This is a genomic window from Nocardiopsis sp. NPDC101807, assembly GCF_044766605.1.
GTDB classification, from domain to species: Bacteria; Actinomycetota; Actinomycetes; order Streptosporangiales; family Streptosporangiaceae; genus Nocardiopsis; species Nocardiopsis tropica.
Genome location: NZ_JBIWMK010000008.1, coordinates 184,446 through 202,735 on the forward strand (window position 1 = coordinate 184,446; position 18,290 = coordinate 202,735).

General features: G+C 71.5%; 16 protein-coding genes. 1 reads left to right on the forward strand and 15 read right to left on the reverse strand.

What is annotated here, in order from left to right; genetic code table 11:
• Positions 1-25: 25 nt before the first annotated feature.
• From ACIRPH_RS24290 to ACIRPH_RS24360, 15 genes are all read right to left on the reverse strand, one after another.
• Complete coding sequence (locus ACIRPH_RS24290; RefSeq protein ID WP_402918232.1) at positions 26-1,549, reverse strand: YifB family Mg chelatase-like AAA ATPase; 1,524 nt, start codon at positions 1,547-1,549, stop codon at positions 26-28.
• Complete coding sequence (locus tag ACIRPH_RS24295) at positions 1,549-1,914, reverse strand: YraN family protein (RefSeq protein WP_402918235.1); 366 nt, start codon at positions 1,912-1,914, stop codon at positions 1,549-1,551. Before ACIRPH_RS24295 ends, ACIRPH_RS24290 begins: the two co-directional genes overlap by 1 nt.
• A gap of 153 nt (positions 1,915-2,067) precedes the next feature.
• Positions 2,068-2,409 (reverse strand): DUF2469 domain-containing protein, encoded by a 342-nt coding sequence (locus tag ACIRPH_RS24300; protein WP_267946444.1) that lies wholly within the window; start codon positions 2,407-2,409, stop codon positions 2,068-2,070.
• Positions 2,410-2,661: 252 nt separating this feature from the next.
• Complete coding sequence (lepB, locus tag ACIRPH_RS24305) at positions 2,662-3,537, reverse strand: signal peptidase I (protein WP_402918239.1); 876 nt, start codon at positions 3,535-3,537, stop codon at positions 2,662-2,664.
• A gap of 67 nt (positions 3,538-3,604) precedes the next feature.
• Positions 3,605-3,964 (reverse strand): 50S ribosomal protein L19, encoded by a 360-nt coding sequence (gene rplS / locus ACIRPH_RS24310; protein WP_267950508.1) that lies wholly within the window; start codon positions 3,962-3,964, stop codon positions 3,605-3,607.
• Between the two features lie 189 nt (positions 3,965-4,153).
• Positions 4,154-4,918, reverse strand: a complete 765-nt coding sequence (trmD, locus tag ACIRPH_RS24315; protein ID WP_402918243.1) for a tRNA (guanosine(37)-N1)-methyltransferase TrmD — start codon at positions 4,916-4,918, stop codon at positions 4,154-4,156.
• 11 nt (positions 4,919-4,929) lie between these two features.
• Positions 4,930-5,442, reverse strand: coding sequence for a ribosome maturation factor RimM (gene rimM / locus ACIRPH_RS24320; protein WP_402918245.1), 513 nt, complete (start codon positions 5,440-5,442; stop codon positions 4,930-4,932).
• Positions 5,443-5,561: 119 nt separating this feature from the next.
• Positions 5,562-5,804 (reverse strand): RNA-binding protein, encoded by a 243-nt coding sequence (locus ACIRPH_RS24325; RefSeq protein WP_354891331.1) that lies wholly within the window; start codon positions 5,802-5,804, stop codon positions 5,562-5,564.
• A gap of 1 nt (position 5,805) precedes the next feature.
• Positions 5,806-6,264 carry a 30S ribosomal protein S16 gene (gene rpsP / locus ACIRPH_RS24330; RefSeq protein ID WP_267946448.1) on the reverse strand — a complete coding sequence of 153 codons (459 nt, stop codon included), beginning with the start codon at positions 6,262-6,264 and terminating at the stop codon, positions 5,806-5,808.
• A gap of 244 nt (positions 6,265-6,508) precedes the next feature.
• The gene (ffh, locus tag ACIRPH_RS24335; RefSeq protein ID WP_402918250.1) at positions 6,509-8,107 is read right to left on the reverse strand and encodes a signal recognition particle protein; all 1,599 of its coding nucleotides are present in this window, start codon (positions 8,105-8,107) and stop codon (positions 6,509-6,511) included.
• Positions 8,108-8,260: 153 nt separating this feature from the next.
• On the reverse strand, positions 8,261-9,463 hold the full coding sequence (locus ACIRPH_RS24340; protein ID WP_402918253.1) for a hypothetical protein: 1,203 nt from the start codon (positions 9,461-9,463) through the stop codon (positions 8,261-8,263).
• A 393-nt stretch (positions 9,464-9,856) separates the two neighbouring features.
• Positions 9,857-11,185, reverse strand: a complete 1,329-nt coding sequence (locus tag ACIRPH_RS24345; protein ID WP_402918256.1) for an ammonium transporter — start codon at positions 11,183-11,185, stop codon at positions 9,857-9,859.
• 472 nt (positions 11,186-11,657) lie between these two features.
• Positions 11,658-12,833 carry a signal recognition particle-docking protein FtsY gene (gene ftsY / locus ACIRPH_RS24350; protein WP_402918258.1) on the reverse strand — a complete coding sequence of 392 codons (1,176 nt, stop codon included), beginning with the start codon at positions 12,831-12,833 and terminating at the stop codon, positions 11,658-11,660.
• A 119-nt stretch (positions 12,834-12,952) separates the two neighbouring features.
• Positions 12,953-13,987, reverse strand: a complete 1,035-nt coding sequence (locus ACIRPH_RS24355) for a FecCD family ABC transporter permease (RefSeq protein ID WP_402918260.1) — start codon at positions 13,985-13,987, stop codon at positions 12,953-12,955.
• Between the two features lies 1 nt (position 13,988).
• Complete coding sequence (locus ACIRPH_RS24360; protein ID WP_402918263.1) at positions 13,989-14,990, reverse strand: ABC transporter substrate-binding protein; 1,002 nt, start codon at positions 14,988-14,990, stop codon at positions 13,989-13,991.
• Positions 14,991-15,623: 633 nt separating this feature from the next.
• Here ACIRPH_RS24360 and ACIRPH_RS24365 point away from each other — a divergent pair.
• A complete protein-coding gene (locus ACIRPH_RS24365) occupies positions 15,624-18,272 on the forward strand; it encodes a S8 family serine peptidase (protein WP_402918266.1) in 2,649 nt (882 codons plus the stop codon).
• The last annotated feature ends 18 nt before the right edge of the window (positions 18,273-18,290 follow it).

The window sequence follows — 18,290 nt, forward strand, 5'->3', positions numbered from 1 at the left end:
GGGCGCGGACCGCCGCCGCCCCGCCTCACCACGCCCGCCCGGTCCACAGCGCGAAGGCGTAGGCGGTCTCCTCTTCCCCCGGGCGGTCCCGCTCCGCGAGATCGGCCAGCGTCCACGCGACCCGCAGGGCCCGGTCGACCCCGCGGGCGCTGATCTGCCCGGCGTCCATGGCCCTTCCGAGGACGCGCAGCGCGGCGGGCTCGACCGGGAACTCCCGGCGCAGCCGCGCCCCGGGGATCGCCGCGTTGGTGGTCCAGGGCGTGTGCGCCAGCCGTCCGAGCGCCCGGGCGCGCGCCCTCTCCACCCTGGCGGCCACCACGGCGGAGGACTCCGCGAACGCCCGGTCGGCGAGCAGCTCGGCCCTCGTCACGGGTTGCAGGTCGACCTTGAGGTCGATCCGGTCCAGCAGCGGCCCGGACAACCGGGAGAAGTACCTGCGCCGCTCCCCCGGCGGACAGGTGCACATGCTGCCCGGCCTGGCGCAGGGACAGGGGTTGGCGGCCATCACGAGCTGGAACCTGGCGGGGAAGGTCACCGTGGAGGAGGCGCGGGCCAGCACCACCTCCCCCCGCTCCAGCGGTTCGCGCAGGGAGTCCAGCACCCCCCTTCCGAACTGGGGCGCCTCGTCCACGAACAGCACTCCCCGGTGGGCCTTGGACACCCAGCCCGGCCCGGGGTAGCCGCTGCCGCCGCCGATGATCGACGCCCGGGAGGAGGTGTGGTGCGGGGCGGCGAACGGGGGCCGGGTGACCAGGGGCGAGCCCCGGGGGAGCATCCCGGCGACCGAGTGGATGGCGGTGGCCTCCAGCGCCTCGGACGGGCGCAGTCCGGGCAGGACGGTCGGCAGGCGCTCGGCGAGCAGGCTCTTGCCCGTGCCGGGGGAGCCGAGCATCATGAGGTTGTGCCCGCCCGCCGCGGCGATCTCCACCGCCCTGCGCGCCACCGGCTGGCCCAGCACGTCGGCCAGGTCCGGCCCGGGGTCGTCCGGCTCCCGGGCTCGGGCGGCCTCCGGCGCGACGGCCTCCTCCAGGAAGAACTCCCCGCGCAGCCACTGGCACAGGTCCATCAGGCTGCCCACCGCGGTCACCTCCACGTCGGGGACCAGGCGGGCCTCGGCCGCGTTGCCGCGCGCCACGACGAACCCGCGGTAGCCCTGCTCGGTGGCGGAGACCATCGCCGGAAGGACGCCGAGCACCGGGCGCGCCCGCCCGTCGAGTCCGAGCTCACCGATGAGGACGGTGTCCGCCAGGCGGTCCGGCGGCACCGCGCCCGTGGCGCACAGCACGGCGGCGGCGATGGCGAGGTCGAAGAGGCTGCCCGCCTTGGGAAGGCTGGCCGGGGACAGGCTGATGGTGATCTGGCCGCTGGGCCACTCCTCGCCGCTGTTGGCCACGGCCGCGCGGATGCGGTCCCGGGCCTCCCGCAGCGCGGCGTCGGGGAGCCCCACGAGCGTCACACCGGGGTCGCCGCCGCCCAGGTGCACCTCCACCTCGACGATGTGGCCCTGGACCCCCAGCAGGGTGATGCAGTGGGCGCGGGCGAGGGTCATCACGCCATCCCCCGCTCGTGGGAGACGAACACGCGCCCGCCGGTGATCAGGACGCAGACGCCGTCCACGCGCAGCGACGGGGCCGGGACCCGGTGCCGGGCCGCCCACGCCCTCCCGAGGCGGCGCAGACGGCGGCGCTTGTCGGGCGTGATGGCGTCCACGGGGTGCCCGTACCGCACGGAGGTCCGGGTCTTGACCTCGGCGACGACCAGGACCGGTCCGTCGCGGGCCACGATGTCGATCTCCCCCGACGGCGACCGCCAGTTGCGGTCCACCACCCGCATGCCCGCGCTCCGCAGGAAGACCGCGGCGAGGTCCTCCCCGCGTCCGCCCAGTGTCCTCCGGTATCCGGCCCACCCGTCCACGGTCGACCACCTCCCGTTACCACGGTGGGTGATCGCCGCCCGGTGCGCCAGGGGGAGTTCGTTCCTGTGGACAGCCGGCGCGCGGCCCCGGGCACGCGGGCCGCGCGCGGGGAACCGCCCCGGGGGCCGGTCGTGCCCGGGGCGCGACCCGGGTCAGGGCAGCTCGGGACCGCCCCGGCCGCCGTCCGCGGGAGGCATCTCCAGGTCGGACTTCTGGATCTCCTCGACGTTGACGTCCTTGAACGTCACCACGCGCACGTTGCGGACGAACCGCGCCGGGCGGTACATGTCCCAGACCCAGGCGTCCTCCATCACGACCTCGAAGTACATCTCCCCGTTCTCGGTCGAACGCGGCTGGAGGTCGACGTTGTTGGTCAGGTAGAACCTGCGCTCGGTCTCCACGACGTAGCTGAACAGCCCGACGACGTCCCGGTACTCGCGATAGAGCTGGAGCTCCATCTCGGCCTCGTACTTCTCCAGGTCCTCAGAACTCATCCACGCGCTCGCTTTCGTCGCACTCTCCGGTCGTGGTGTGCCGGTCTCCTCATCACGTGTACACCGCCACCGCCCCGGTTGTTCCCCGCCTGGGAGGACCCACGCGTCGGGGGGACATCAAGACGATCCGAGATCCATCATGCGTCACGGAACGGACTTCTGGGCCCCGTAGAGCAGATTTCCTTCGACGGATCGGTCACCGGAACCCTCCGGAGGTCCCGGTCCGTCTTCGGGCCGGGGCCCGTCACGGCGTCACGGGGCCGCGGCGTCGACGGCCTCGAAGCTCTCCGGAACGCCCAGACCGCCGACCTGGTTGAACGGCCAGATGATGACGAACGCCCGCCCCACCACGTGGTCGATCGGGACGGCGCCGCCACCGGGGTTGTTCTGGTTGAGGCGGGAATCGTAGGAGATCGCCCTGTGGTCACCCATCAGCCACAGGTGCCCCTCGGGCACCTCGATCGGGCCGAACTCGGTGTGGCTGGCCACGCTTCCCGGATACAGGTAGGCGTCCTCCTCCAGGGGGACGCCGTTGACCAGGATCCGGTTCTGCTCGTCGCAGCACTCCACGGTGTCGCCGGGAAGCCCGATGACCCGCTTGATGTACTCCTTGCCCGTGGGCGCGGCGCCCAACTGCTGCTGCACCCAGCTGAAGGCGCCCGCGACGGGGTTGGTCGGCTCCGGCACGGTCACGGTGTTCGGGTCGTCCCACGACCCGTTGCCGTTGAAGACGACGACCTCGCCGCGCTCGATGTCGCGGATCTGGTAGACGACCTTGTTCACGAGCACCCGGTCGCCGACGAGCAGCGTGTTCTCCATCGATGTGGAGGGGATGTAGAACGCCTGCATCACCCAGGTCCTGATCACGAACGCCAGCACCACGGCGATCACGATCAGGATGGGGAGCTCCTTCCAGAACGAACCCTTCTTCTCACTGCTCTGGGACTTGCTCATCTCGGCGTCCGCCTTCTCCTCCGGCTCCTGACCGACGACTTCGGATACACCACTGGCTCCCGAGTCCTCGGGGACTCGGGAGCCAGTGGCGGAGCTTCGCTCCTCCGGGCCGGGCCGGGCGGAATCCTCGTCCTGGACCCCGTCCGCGCCGGGATCCCTCTCGTCTTTGCTCATCGAGCCGAAGCCTATCCTGCCTCCCGTGCGGGGAGAGGGCGGTTCGGCTCCGAAAGGGAGCGGAAGACTACTTGGAGACGGGCTCGCGGCGCTCGCGGATGCGGGCGGCCTTGCCGCGCAGGTCGCGCAGGTAGTACAGCTTGGCGCGACGCACGCGGCCGCGGGCGGCGACCTCGTACTTCTCGATGGCCGGGGTGTGGATCGGGAAGGTACGCTCCACGCCCACGCCGTAGCTCACCTTGCGGATGGTGAAGGTCTCGCGGTTGCCCGAGCCCTGACGGCGGATGACGACGCCCTTGAAGACCTGGACACGGGTGCGGGTGCCCTCCGTCACGCGGACGTGGACGTTGAGCGTGTCGCCCGGGCGGAACTCGGGGACGTCGGTGCGGAGCTGAGCCTTCTCGAGCTCCTGGATGGCGGTGTGCATCTCGCGATTCCTCATCGATAGCGCTCCGCGCCCTGTCCCCGGCGTGGTGCGGGGAGGGTGGCGCGGGCGAGGGCCCGTAAGGGTCTGGACATTCGGACCACCCGGTGACCGTCACAGAGGCCGACGTCGTGCCGCCGGCATGCGGATGCCATGGGTCACCAAGGGGGAACCCACCCAGTTTGCCACATGTCAGGTGGCTTCCTGAACGGCCTCCTCGGCGAGGACCTCCCGGTCACGCCGGTCGAGGGCCTCCTCCGGCATGGCGCCGACCAGGTCCGGCCGGTTGCGCGCGGTCTTGCGGAGCGCCTGGTCGCGGCGCCAGCGGTCCACGGCCCCGTGGTTGCCGGACAGCAGCACGGGCGGCACCTCCTGGTCCCGCCACATGACGGGCTTGGTGTACACCGGCCCCTCGACCAGGTTCTCCATGCCGCCGGAGGCGAAGGAGTCCTGGACCGCCGACTCGGTGTTGCCGAGAACACCCGGCAGCAGGCGGGTGATCGCCTCGACCATCACCAGCGTCGCGGACTCGCCCCCGTTGAGGACGTAGTCGCCGATGCTGACCTCCTCGACCGGCATCCGCAGGGCGGCGTCCGCGGCCACCCGGGAGTCGATGCCCTCGTAGCGCCCGCACCCGAAGACCAGCCGTTCCTCCCCCGCCAGGCGCTCGGCGTCCGCCTGCCGGAACGGGCGGCCGCTGGGCGTGGGCAGGATCAGGCGGGCCGGGGCCCCTGCCACGACCTCGTCGAGTGCCTCGCCCCAGGGCTCGGGCTTCATGACCATGCCGGGACCTCCCCCGTAGGGGGTGTCGTCCACGGTGTTGTGCCTGTCGTGCGTCCAGGACCGCAGGTCGTGGACCCGCACGTCGAGGAGCCCCGAGGCGCGCGCCCTCCCGATCAGGGAGAGGTCCAGGGGGGCGAAGTAGTCGGGGAAGATGCTGATGATGTCGATGCGCACTGCGCGCCCCTTCAGTCGGCGAGGTCGAGCAGGCCGGGCGGGGGGTCGAGGACGATCCGGCCCCCGGCCACGTCGACCTCGGGCACCAGGGCCGCGACGAAGGGCACCAGCACCTCGCCGCCGCCGGGGGTGGCGACGACCAGGACGTCCTGGGCGTGGTGGAGCACGTCGTCGACCGTGCCGACGGCCTCGCCCCCCGTGGTCACCGCGGCCAGGCCGATAAGTTCGTGGTCGTGGAACTCGTCGGGGTCGTCCAGGGGGGCGATGTCCCGTGAGTCCACGAACAGCAGGGTGCCGCGCAGCGCCTCGGCGGAGTCGCGGTCGGCGATCCCCCGGAAGCGCACCAGCAGCCGGTCGCTGTGGCGGCGGCTGGACGCGACGGTGAGCGGTCCGGCCCCGGCCGGGTCGGTCTCCAGCACCGTGCCGTCGGCGAAGCGGGCCGCCGGGTCGTCCGTCCGCACGTCGACGGCGACGTCGCCCCGGATACCGTGCGCGCGGCCGATCCGGCCCACAACGAGTCGCATGGGAGGTTCCGTCCTTCCGCCCGTCCCACCGTGGAGACGGGAAAACTGTGCCCGGGGCAGGTGCCCCGGGCACAACTACGGGGCGCCGACCGGTCGTGGTCGGCGCCCCAAGAGGCGCGTCAGCGCACTTCGTGCAGGTCCAGCAGGTCCACTCGGACGTAGCGGCCCCCGGCGAGGGAGCCGATCACGGTCCGCAGCGCCTTGGCGGTGCGGCCGTTGCGACCGATCACCTTGCCGAGGTCGTCGGGATGGACCCGGACCTCCAGGACTTTGCCCTTGCGGAGCCGCTTGGCTCTCACCTGGACGTCCTCGGAGTTCGCAACGATCCCCTTCACGAGGTGCTCAAGCGCCTCTTCCAGCACGTCAGGCCTCGCCCTCGGACTTCTCGGCCTCGGCGGTCTCGGCGGGCTTGTCGGCCGCCTTCTCCGCCTTCTTCTCGGTCTTCTTGGCCTTGGTCTTGCCCTCGCCGCCCGGGAGCACGAGCTCCTTCAGCGCGGCCTGGAAGGCGGCTTCCTTGGCCTCGGGGTCCTTGGCCTCGGCGACCTGGAGCGGAGCCGGGGCGGGAAGGCCCTTGAACTTCTGCCAGTCGCCGGTCTTGCGCAGGAGGACCTTGACCGCGTCGGAGGGCTGGGCCCCCACGGACAGCCAGTACTGCGCCCGCTCGGAGTCGACCTCGATGAGGCTCGGGTGCTCCTTGGGGTGGTACTTGCCGATCTCCTCGATCGCCTTGCCGTCACGCTTGGTGCGGGCGTCGGCGACGATGATGCGGTACTGGGGCGTACGGATCTTGCCCATACGCTTGAGCTTCAGTTTGACAGCCACTGGAGTGGTCTTCTCCCGATGAACGGTGTTCGGCGCCCGGCGGCGAAACCACGTGGGGTTGCAGTACCCGCCAAGGCAAGACGTGGGTGGCGGGTTAGTTAGAGGGCTGACCCGTCCACCGTTAGTCGACTACTCATTGTGCCAGACGCGAGCGTGTTCCTCGGACAGGACACAGGCGCCCGCGTGGTCCCGCCGACGCGAACGGCCCGCCCCCTCGCCGGGGACGGGCCGTCTGTGGTCCTCGCTACTGCTTGGGCAGCTTGAAGTTGGACAGGTCCGGCATGTTGGGTCCGCCGAAACCGGGCGGGAGCGTGGGCTGCCCGCCACCGCCTCCACCGAGGCCCGGGGGCAGCTGCGGCATCTGCTGGCCGCCCTCCTCCTGGCGCTTCTGGCGCTCGGCCGCGCGGTCGGCCTCCTGCTGGCGGGCCTTCATCGGGTTGCCGCTGCGCTGCTTGCCCTTCTTGGCCTTCTTGGCCTGGGCCTTGGCCTTCTTGCGGTTGCCTCCGCCGACCCCGGGCATCCCGGGCATGCCCGGCATCCCGCCGTTCTTCATCTTGCGCATCATCTTCTGCGCCTCGAAGAAGCGGGTGACCAGGCCGTTAACGTCGCTGACCTGCGTACCCGAGCCGTTGGCGATGCGCAGCCGGCGCGAGCCGTTGATCGACTTGGGGTTGGCCCGCTCGCCCGGCGTCATCGACTGGATGATCGCCTGGATGCGGTCCAGGTCCTTGTCGTCGATGTTGTCGATCTGGTCGCGCATCTGCCCCATGCCGGGCATCATGCCGAGCAGGTTCCCGATCGGGCCGAGCTTGCGGACCATCGACATCTGCTGGAGGAAGTCGTCCAGCGTGAAGTCGTCGTCCGAGGCCATGGTCGAGGCCATCTTCTCGACCTCGGCCTCGTCGAACGTGCGCTGCGCCTGTTCGATGAGCGTGAGGACATCACCCATGTCCAGGATGCGCGACGCCATCCGGTCCGGGTGGAAGAGGTCGAAGTCCTCCAGCTTCTCGCCGGTGGACGCGAACATGATCGGACGGCCCGTGATGTGCCGGATGGACAGGGCCGCGCCGCCGCGGGCGTCGCCGTCGAGCTTGGTGAGCGCGACCGCGTCGTAGCCGACGCCGTCGAGGAAGGCCTGGGCGGTGTTGACCGCGTCCTGGCCGATCATCGCGTCGACGACGAAGAGGATCTCGTCGGGGCTGACGGCGTCGCGGATGTCGGCGGCCTGCTGCATCATCTCGGTGTCGACGCCGAGGCGGCCCGCGGTGTCGATGATGACGACGTTGTGGTTGTTGCGGCGCGCGTGCTCGACGGAGGCCCTGGCGACCTCGACCGGGTCGCCCACGCCGTTGCCGGGCTCGGGAGCGAACACCGGGGTGCCGGCGCGCTCACCGACCACCTGGAGCTGGGTGACGGCGTTGGGGCGCTGGAGGTCGGCGGCGACCAGCAGCGGCGTGTTGCGGTCCGCCGACATCCACTTGGCGAGCTTGCCCGCCAGGGTGGTCTTGCCGGCGCCCTGGAGGCCGGCGAGCATGATCACGGTGGGCGGGTTCTTGGCGAACCGCACCTGCCGGGTCTCGCCGCCGAGGATCTCGACGAGTTCCTCGTTGACGATCTTGATGACCTGCTGCGCCGGGTTGAGGGCCTTGGAGACCTCCTCGCCGCGGGCGCGCTCCTTGATCCGCGAGATGAACTCGCGGACCACCGGCAGCGCGACGTCCGCCTCGAGCAGCGCGAGACGGATCTCCCGCGCGGTCGCGTTGATGTCCTCCTCGGACAGCCGCCCCTTGCCGCGCAGCGAGGAGAAGACCGATGTCAGCCGGTCGGAAAGCGTCTCGAACACGAGTTTGGCCAGTCCTTCGTCTCGTAAGTGGTTTCCCAGCCTACCCGCCCACCGCCGCCGGACAGTAGCCCGAGGCCGCGGGGCCGGGAACGGGGTGAGGGCGGGGCCCGCGCCCCGCCCTCCCCGTCGTCACCCGCCGCGGGGCCGGTGGTGTCAGTTGCCCCCGTCCTCCGCGGACTCCTCCTCGGAGGGGGCGCCGCCGGACAAGGTGGCCTCGCGCTGCTCGGCGAGGGCCGCCAGCATCTCCTCCTGCTGGCCGCCGGTCAGCCCGCGGGTGGAGAGCTGGGCCTCACCGTCGATGGTGTAGGTCTGCTGGGTGGAGCTGACGATGTTGTAGTCGGCGCTGCACGAGAGGTCCAGGGTCGCGCCCGCCTCCAGGGTGCCGCCGTCGTCGCAGGTCTGCTCGCCGATGTCGGCGTTGGTGAAGGTCACGTCCATGCGGACGGTCACCTCGCCGCTGCCGTCGCCGCCCGCGTCCCGCACCGTTCCCGACCAGGTGCAGTTGGGCCCGTCCTCGCAGTTCATCTCGGGGTTGCCCTCCCAGCCCACCTCGATCCGGGCGTCCCGGGACCCGGTCAGGTCCTCCTCGGCCGTGGTGATGACGCCGTCGTAGAGCTCCTCGACGGCGGCGGTGTCGGCCTCGGCCAGGTCCAGCCGGACCTGGGGTCCGGTCTCGGCGCCCTCGGGGACGAGCTCCTCGATCGCGATGCGCTGGACCTGCTCGGTCTCCGCGTTGATCCAGACCTGGTTGCGCTCGCCGGCGAGGTCGATCCGGTAGGTGAGCGTGCCGTCCAGGTTCTCCTCGACGGCCTCCTCCGAGTCCAGCTCGATCGCGGCCAGGGTCGCGGAGAGCTCCGGCGGGGCCAGGGTGGTGCTGGGGTTGAGCCCGGCCTGGGCCGCCGAGGAGCGCACCCAGTTCTCGTTGAAGTCGTCGAAGTCCGGACCGAAGACGCCCTGGTCGAGCCAGAAGTCCTCGACCGCGCGGATGAAGAGCTTGCCGTCGGCGGCGAGCACGTCGGCCTCGACGCTGTTGGCCCGGATGGTCCCGCTCGTCGCGCCGGTGTCGGCGACGGTGAGCGAGGCGTCACGGACCTCGGAGGAGCCGACGGTCTCCGCGACCTGCCCGGTGGCGGTGAGCGCCGGGTAGGCGGCCAGGTCCGCCAGGGCGCTCTCCAGCAGGGGCGCCGCGGCCACCGGCTCGGCGGGCTCGGGACTGGGCTCCTCCTCGCCCCCGCCGGGGCGCAGGCTGCTCAGGTCGATGGAGCACGCCGTCAAGCCGAGAACGGCGATCGCGCTCGTCGCGGCGAGCGCGGAGCGCCTGGCCGTGCGACCCCTGAAGTGACTAACCGGCGCCATCTTGCCTCCTGACCCCGACCTGTGGGGCACTGTACGAATCAGCGTGAGTTTCCGGGTGGGCGGCGGGACGACCGGCCCGAGACCCGTCATTGGCGTGGGACGCGGATGCGCGGCGCCTGGTTTCACCCCGGCGCCGCCCGAAGGGCGCCGATACGCACCTGTGATTCGGCCGGCGTCCCCGGCCGGGCGCACCCGTCCCGCGGCATGACAGCCGCACCGCTCAGAGGGTACCGAACCAACACGCAGGCCACGGCCAATACCGGCCTATGAATGCCCATATATGCCACGAAGCACTATAGAAAACAGAAACGGGGCCGACGGGGATCTCTCCCCGTCGGCCCCTGGCACCTCACCGCGTCAACGGTGCAGGGCCTCCGGCCTCCACGCTGAGGACTAGGCCTTGACCTGCGGTGAGGCCGCCTCCCCGCCCGGAGGCGTCGGCGGGGAGACAGCTTCTGCCTCGATCTCGTCGAGCTCCTCGAAGGCGTAGGCCGACTCGGCGTGCAGCTCGTGGTCCAAGCCGTTGGTCTCGACCTCCTCGGTGATGCGGAACCCGACGACGAGGTCGATGACCTTGGCGATGACCCAGGTGACGACGAAGGAGTAGATCATGACGCCGACGACCGCGACGACCTGGACGACCAGGAGGCCGATGCCGCCGCCGTAGAGCAGGCCGTCGGAGCCGCCGACCACACCCGCGGCCACGAGTCCGAGGACCAGCGACCCGATGATGCCGCCGACCATGTGGATGCCCACGACGTCGAGCGCGTCGTCGTACTTGAACTTGAACTTCCAGCTGATGGCGTAGGCGCACACGGCGCCGGACAGCGCGCCGACGGCGATCGCGCCGAGGGGGGTGACGTTCGCGGCGGCCGGGGTGATGGCCACCAGGCCGGCGATGGCGCCGGAGGCGAAGCCGAGGGCGCTGACCTTGCCGTAGCGCAGGCGCTCGACGAGCATCCAGGCGCCGGTGGCCGCGGCGGTGGCGACCTGGGTGTTGACCAGGGCCAGGGCGGCGGTCTCGTTGGCCGCGTAGGCGGAGCCGGCGTTGAAGCCGAACCAGCCGAACCACAGGAGCGCCGCGCCGAGCAGGACGAACGGAAGGTTGTGGGGGCGCATCGACTCGGAGCCGAAGCCCTTGCGGCGGCCGAGGACGAAGGTCAGGGCCAGCGCCGCCGCGCCGGCGTTGATGTGGACCGCGGTGCCGCCGGCGAAGTCGATGACCTCGTAGCCGCCGATGGTCAGGCCGCCGATCCAGCCGTCGCCCCAGACCCAGTGGGCGACGGGGAAGTAGACGAGCAGGGCCCAGACCGGGGCGAACAGCATCCAGGCGCCGAACTTGGCGCGGTCCGCGATCGCGCCGCTGATGAGGGCCACGGTGATCACCGCGAACATCATCTGGAAGCCGGCGTCGACGAGCAGCGGGTAGCCGCCCTCGCCGTCGGCGGCGGGCTCGATCTCGCCGATCAGGTTGCTGAGCCCGACGTAGTCGAAGCCACCGATGAACGCGTTGAGCGGACCGCCGTCGGAGTAGGTGAGCGAGTGGCCCACCACGACCCAGAGGACGCTGACGATCGCGATGCTCGCGAAGCTCATCAGCATCATGTTCAGGACGCTCTTGGCCCGCGACATGCCTCCGTAGAAGAAGGCCAGGCCCGGGGTCATGAGCATCACGAGCGCTGCGCTGATGAGCAGCCACGCCGTGTTGCCGGTGTCAATCATTACGTCGCCTCCGTAGGACGGGCGGGGGATTGTGTCTGTGAGGGCGGCGGTCAGCGAGCGCATCATCGGGCCCGATGCAGATCACCACGCAGGCAACTGTCGGACCGGGGTGTTTCTCCCCGGGGCCCGACGTGTTGCGCAGGCGTAAAAGGACAGCCAGAAGTGTTAACGCACCATGAACCGAACCCCCAGCACGCTCGAACGCACGTGCACCGGCACAGAGCGACCCCCGTCACATCAACCGAGAGGGATCAGTTGATCACTCTCAGACAGATCTCACGCCCATCACGACGGCGCCGTCAAGTAGGCGGTGTCCGGTGTTTCACCGGCGTGTCGATCGCATGAAGCGGGCCGCCGCGGCGCCGGCGTCCGCGCACGGCCGTGCCGACACCGTGTGGACACGGCCGTGGCCGGGCACCCGATCGGGTGCCCGGCCACGCTCGCAGGTCCGCCCCGGCGGCGGGGAGCCGCCTCAGCCCAGGATGGCGTCCACGAAGACCTCGGGGTCGAAGGGCGCCAGGTCGTCCGGCCCCTCCCCGAGCCCGACCAGCTTGACCGGCACGCCCAGCTCGCGCTGGACCTGCACGATGATGCCGCCCTTGGCGGTGCCGTCCAGCTTGGTCAGCGCGATACCCGTGACGTTCACGACCTCGCCGAACACCCGGGCCTGGCGCAGGCCGTTCTGCCCGGTCGTCGCGTCGAGGACCAGGAGCACCTCGTCGACCCGCGACTTCTTCTCGACGACCCGCTTGACCTTGCCCAGCTCGTCCATCAGGCCGGTCTTGGTGTGCAGGCGCCCGGCGGTGTCGATGATGACCGTGTCGGCGCCCTCGTCGATGCCGCGCGAGACGGCGTCGAAGGCCACGCTCGCCGGGTCCGCGCCCTCCTCCTTGCGCACGACCGGGGCCCCCACGCGGCTGCCCCACGTCTGGAGCTGCTCGGTGGCGGCGGCGCGGAAGGTGTCGGCGGCGCCGAGCACGACGCTGCGCCCGTCGCCGACCAGGACCCGGGCCAGTTTGCCGGTGGTCGTGGTCTTCCCGGTGCCGTTGACCCCGACCACCATGATCACGGCGGGACGGCCGTCGTGGGACGCGGTGCGCACGGTGCGGTCGGCGTCCGTGCGGATGTGCGCGAGGAGCTCCTCGCGCAACAGCGCCCGCACCTCGTCGTGGCCCCGGCTGCCGAGCACCTTGACGCGGGTGCGCAGGCTCTCCACGATCTGGGCGGCGGAGGCCACGCCGATGTCGGCGGTGATGAGGGTGTCCTCGATCTCCTCCCAGGCGTCGTCGTCCAGGGTGTCGGAGGAGAGGAGGTTGAGCAGCCCCTGCCCGAAGGAGCTCTGCGACCGGGCCAGCCGCGCGCGCAGGCGCACCATCCGGCCCGCGGAGGGCGGCGGGGTCTCCAGCTCGGGCGCGGCGGGCTCGGCGGCCGGGGCCTCCGGCGGGGCCTGCGAGGGAGGCGTGCGGACGGTTCCGGAGTCCCTGTCCCGGTCCTCCTCGACGGCGGTCGCCCCGGCGGCCCCCGTGGTCTCGGGTCCGGGTTCCTCCTTGCCCGGCTTGACCGGGCGTTCGGTCCTGACCAGGAAGAACCCGCCGACGGCCAGGAGCACGACGGCGATGACGATGGCGGCGATCAAGGTGATGTCCATAGCGTGCACCAGTCTCCCAGAGTGTTCGACGCGTTCGCGTCACGGCCGGGTGGCGTGCCGGGAACGAACGGTGCGCGTGGTCCGCGGCCGGTGGCCGCGAGTCCCCGGGCCGTCGCGCCTCAGGTGCTGCGGTGGCGCGTGGTGCGCAGGATGAGAACGAAGAAGGGCGCGCCGAGAAAAGCGGTCACCACGCCGATGGGAAGCTCGGCCGGGGACACCAGGGTCCTGGCCACGATGTCCACCAGGACGAGGAACGCACCGCCGAACAGCACGGTCACCGGCAGGATCGCCCGGTAGCTGGACCCCACCAGCCGGCGCACCACGTGCGGGACGACGATCCCGACGAAGCCGATCAGCCCGCTCACCGACACCGCGGCGGCCGTGGCCAGCGACGCCGCGCCGATCACCACGATGCGCACCGCCGCCGGGTTCAGACCCAGGCTGACCGCCTTGTCGTCGCCGAGGGCGAGCATGTCGAGCAGGTAGCCGCACAGCAGGAGGACGGCCAGGCCGACCACCGCGTAGGGGGCGATCAGCCGGACGTCGTTCCACCCGTCGCGGCCCAGCCCGCCGAGCAGCCAGGCGTAGATGCGCTGGAGCTGGTCGACGCCCATCTGCTGGACCAGGGTCTGGGCGGCGGAGAGGAAGGACGACACGGCCACGCCCGCGAGGACGAGGGAGGCCGTGCCGCCGCCCCCCGCGGTCGATCCGAGCAGGTAGGCGGCCGCCACCCCGAGAAGGGCCCCGACGAAGGCGGCGACGGGGACCAGGGCGCGCGGCGAGTCGCCGAGCCCCTGGCCGAACACCATGACCAGGGTCGCCCCGAGCCCGGCCCCGGCGGCGGCGCCGAGGAGGAAGGGGTCGGCGAGGGGGTTGCGGAACACGCCCTGGTAGGCGCCGCCCGCCGTGGCCAGGAGGGCGCCGACGATCGCGCCCATCACCACGCGGGGGAGGCGCAGCTCCACGAGCAGGGCCGCCTGCCGCTCGGTCAGGGGCGACTCCACCCCGAACGGCAGGAGGCCGAGGAGGTGCCGGACGATGTCGGCGGCCGACAGGGAGGCCGCTCCGGCGGAGATGCCGAGGAGGCAGGCCGCGACCAGCGCGACCGCTCCCGCGGCCGCCCAGCCGACGGGGGCGCCGACACCGCCCTTCACGCTAGTTCCCCGCGTTCTCGGTCACGGCCTCGCCGACCAGCTCGGCGAAGTCGACGACACGAGGTCCCCAGCGTGAGGCGATGTCGGCGTCGAGCAGGTAGACGGCGTCGTTCTGCACCGCGGTGACGGTGTCGAAGGCCGGGCGCCCGGCGACGTCCTCGACCGTGGACTCGTCGCCGTAGGACAGGAAGACCATGTCGGGGTTCTCCTCGACGACGTACTCCTGGGACAGCTGCGGGTACCCGCCCGCGGAGCCGTCGTCGGCCGCGTCGGCGATGTTGACCAGTCCGAAGGACCGGTAGATCTGTCCCACGAAGGTCTCGGAGGTGGCGGAGAAGGACGTCTCGTCGAGCTCCTGGTAGAAGGTCAGCCCGGCGCCGTCGGCCGTGTCGCACACGCCCTCGACGACCGCGTTGAACTCGGTCTCGACCCGGTCGGCCTCGGCGTCGGCCTCGGCGGTGCGGCCGGTGGCGTCGCCGAGCAGGCGGATCTGCGCGTAGGCGTCCTCCAGGTCCTGGGCGGCGTCGATGACGAGGACGGGGATGCCCACGGTCTCCAGCTGGGAGGCGGTGTCCTCGGCGCTGCGGGCGAGGACGACCAGGTCCGGGTCGTACTCGGTGACGGCCTCGACGCTGGGCTCGAAGCCGCTCAGCGCCGTGGTGGGGGCCTCCTCCGGGTAGTCGGAGTACTCGTCGGCGGCCTCGACCTGGTCGCCCGCGCCGATGGCGAAGAGCATCTCGGTGTGGCTGGGCGACAGGGAGACGATCCGCCGGGGCTCCTCCTCGAGGGTGACGTCGCCCGTGGCGCCGGTGAGGGTGACGGGGAAGGTGCCGTCGCCCACGGTGGGACGGTCGGGATCGGCCTCGGGGGCGCCGCAGGCGGCGGGCGCGGCGTCGGTCGTCGGCTCGGCCTCGGGCTCGGCGTCCTCCGCCCCGCCGCCGCAGGCGGTCAGGGCGAGGGCTGCTCCGAGGAGGACGGCGGGGAAGGGGCGTGCGATCCGCACTGTGCTCCTTGCGGGTGGGGGAAGGAGCACGGTCCTGGCGGAGACTGGCCTGTCCTTCCCACGAGGACGGGTGAGTCGATGCCGGGAGGCGACCTGGCTCGTCCCCGCCGGGGCGGGGCTCCACAGTTGCGGGACAGCGCCGGGTTGGGCGGCCCCCAGGGCCGCTGTACCGGACTTCGCTCCTTCGACACCGGACGGGCCGCCCTGGGGCGGCCCGACGCCCCCAGCCTACTCGGGCCCTCCCTGCGCCCCGCTCGCGGGCCGGTGGCCGCCCCGGCCTGCGACTTCCCCGTATCCGCCCCGCACCGCCAGGGGCCGGCACAGGCCGGAGGAACTCCGTACCGGAATTCCTTTCCTCCCCTTGCAAAGAGAAAAGGAATGTATGTCCGTTTATGAATCACTCGCGAAACATCAACCTCTGGTGCAACTTGACTACACCATGTGGCCATATTGAGTCTTGGCGAACATTGACACTTTCATGGCACACGGCAATGATCTCGTTGCTATGCGCGCCGATCAAACGAACAAGGACATGAAGCGGCGTATCCCCCTGAGCACCACATATGTCCCCAGTGGGGTATTCCGCTCCCCCGGTGTCCAGCGGCGTGCGCCGAGAAGGGATGTGTTGACAAGGTGGTACCCCACCGATCACGCCTGGCGGCCCTCGCCGGGTTGACACTCGTGGCGGGCCTCGCCGCCTCCACACCGGCGAACGCCGACGAGGTCTCCGAACTCGCCCCCCTCCATCCCGCGCCCTCCTCCGAGAACGGTGAGCTGACCCACCAGGCCAACGGCCTGTGGTTCATCGAGCTCGAGAGCCCGCCCACCGCCGAGGGCACCTCCCCGGCGACGGTGGACGGCGAGCACGAGGACTTCCGGGCCGAGGCCGAGGAGCACGGCCTGGAGTACACCGAACGGCACTCGTTCAGCGACCTGTGGAACGGACTCTCCGTCCGCATGGACGACACACAGGTCGGCGCCGCGCGGGAGATCCCCGGCGTGAGCGCCATCCACCCCGTGCTCACCTACCGGATCCCCGAGACCGGCGAGAACGTCCCCGACCTGGACACCGCGCTCCCCATGACGGGGTCCGACGTCGCCCAGAACGAACTCGGGCTGACGGGCGAGGGACTCCGGGTGGCCATCATGGACACCGGCGTCGACTACACCCACCCCGACCTGGGCGGGGGCGGGTTCCCCAACGACCGCGTGGTCGTCGGGCACGACTTCGTGGGCGACGACTTCAACGCCGGCGACCCCGCGTCCGTCCCCGTCCCCGACGAGGACCCCCAGGACTGCAACGGGCACGGCACGCACGTCGCCGGGATCGTCGGCGCCGAGGGCCAGGTCACCGGCGTGGCGCCCGCCGTCGAGTTCGGGGCCTACAAGGTGTTCGGCTGCACGGGGTCCACCACCTCCGACATCATGATCGCCGCCATGGAGCAGGCCCTCGCGGACGACATGGACGTGCTCAACATGAGCATCGGCTCCTCGCACTCCTGGCCCCAGTACCCGACCGCCGTCGCCTCCGACAACCTCGTCGACGAGGGCATGGTCGTCGTCGCCTCCATCGGCAACGAGGGCGCCACCGGCCTGTACTCGGCGGGCGCCCCCGGTCTCGGCGAGGACGTGATCGGCGTCGCCTCCTTCGACAACACGCACATCCAGGCCGCGTCCGTGACCGCCAACCCGAGCGGCGAGGCCCTCGCCTACATGGAGATGGGCGCGGCCGAGCCGCCGCCCGCCTCCGGCGGCACCGACGAGCTCCTCCACGTCGGACGGGGCTGCACCGCCCTGGGCGACGAGGTCGCGGACCTGGAGGGGCGGACGGCCCTGATGGTGCGCGGCGGGTGCACCTTCGCCGAGAAGTACGACGCGGCCCTCGACGCCGGCGCCACCGGCGTCGTCATGTACAACAACGTGCCCGGCATGTTCGCCGGCGGCGGCATCGTCGACCGGGGCGCCTTCTCCATCGGCGTCTCCGACGAGGCCGGCGCCCACCTGCTGGAGCTCCTGGAGGGCGACGAGCCCGTCACCCTCACCTGGACGGGCGAGGACATCACCATCCCCAACCCGACCGGCGGGCTGATCAGCTCCTTCAGCTCCTTCGGCCTGGCCGCCGACCTGTCCCTCAAGCCGGACATCGGCGCCCCCGGCGGCCTGATCAACTCCACCTACCCGATGGACCAGGGCGGCTACGCCACCATCAGCGGCACCTCCATGTCGTCCCCGCACGTGGCGGGCGGCGTCGCACTGCTGCTGCAGGCGCGCCCCGACCTGGACTCGCACGAGGTGCGCGCCGTCCTCCAGAACAGCGCCGACCCGAAGGCGTGGTGGGGCAACCCCGGCCTGGGCCACCCCGACAACGTGCACCGCCAGGGGGCGGGCATGCTGGACGTCCCCGGCTCCGTGCTCGCCACCACCACCGTGACCCCCGGCAAGCTGTCCCTCGGCGCCACCGGGGAGGCCGTGACCGAGACGGTCACCATCACCAACGACGGTGACGGGGAGGCCACGTACGAGCTCTCCCACGAGGCCGCCCTGGGCACCCACGGCGACACCTTCGCGCCCGGCTACAACGACGGCTCCGCCGAGGTGGCCTTCGACAGCGACGCGGTGACCGTCCCCGCCGGGGGGTCGGCCGAGGTGCGGGTCACCGTCACCCCGCCCGTCCAGGACTTCGAGCAGATGATCTACGGCGGGTACGTCACCGTGTCGGAGACCGGCGGCGAGACCTACCGCGTGCCGTACGCCGCCTACAACGGCGACTACCAGCAGATCGACGCCATGACCCCGATCACCGACGGATCGGACGTGGTCGCGGACCTGCCGTGGCTGACCAGGATCACGGAGTGCGAGGCCTTCTCCGGCCTGGACTGCGCGAGCGACAGCGGCGGCACGTTCCAGAACCAGCCGGACGGCGCCTCCTACACGATGGAGTGGGTCGACGGCCTTCCCGACGTTCCGTACGTGATCGCGCACTTCGACCACCACGTCACCAGGCTCGACATGGTGGTCATCGACGAGCGCACCGGCCGCCCCGTCCACCCCGACCGCAACGTGGGGGTGTCGGTGGACTACGTGCACCGCAGCGCGACGAGGACGTCGTTCTTCAGCTACCCGTGGGACGGCACGGTCGTGGACAGGCACGGCCGGATCACCGACGTGAGGGACGGCTCCTACCGGCTGGAGGCCCGCGCGCTCAAGGCGCTCGGCGACCCCGACAACCCCGACCACTGGGAGACCTGGACCTCCCCGGTCATCACCATCGACCGCGGGTAGCCCCGCACGCGCCACGGG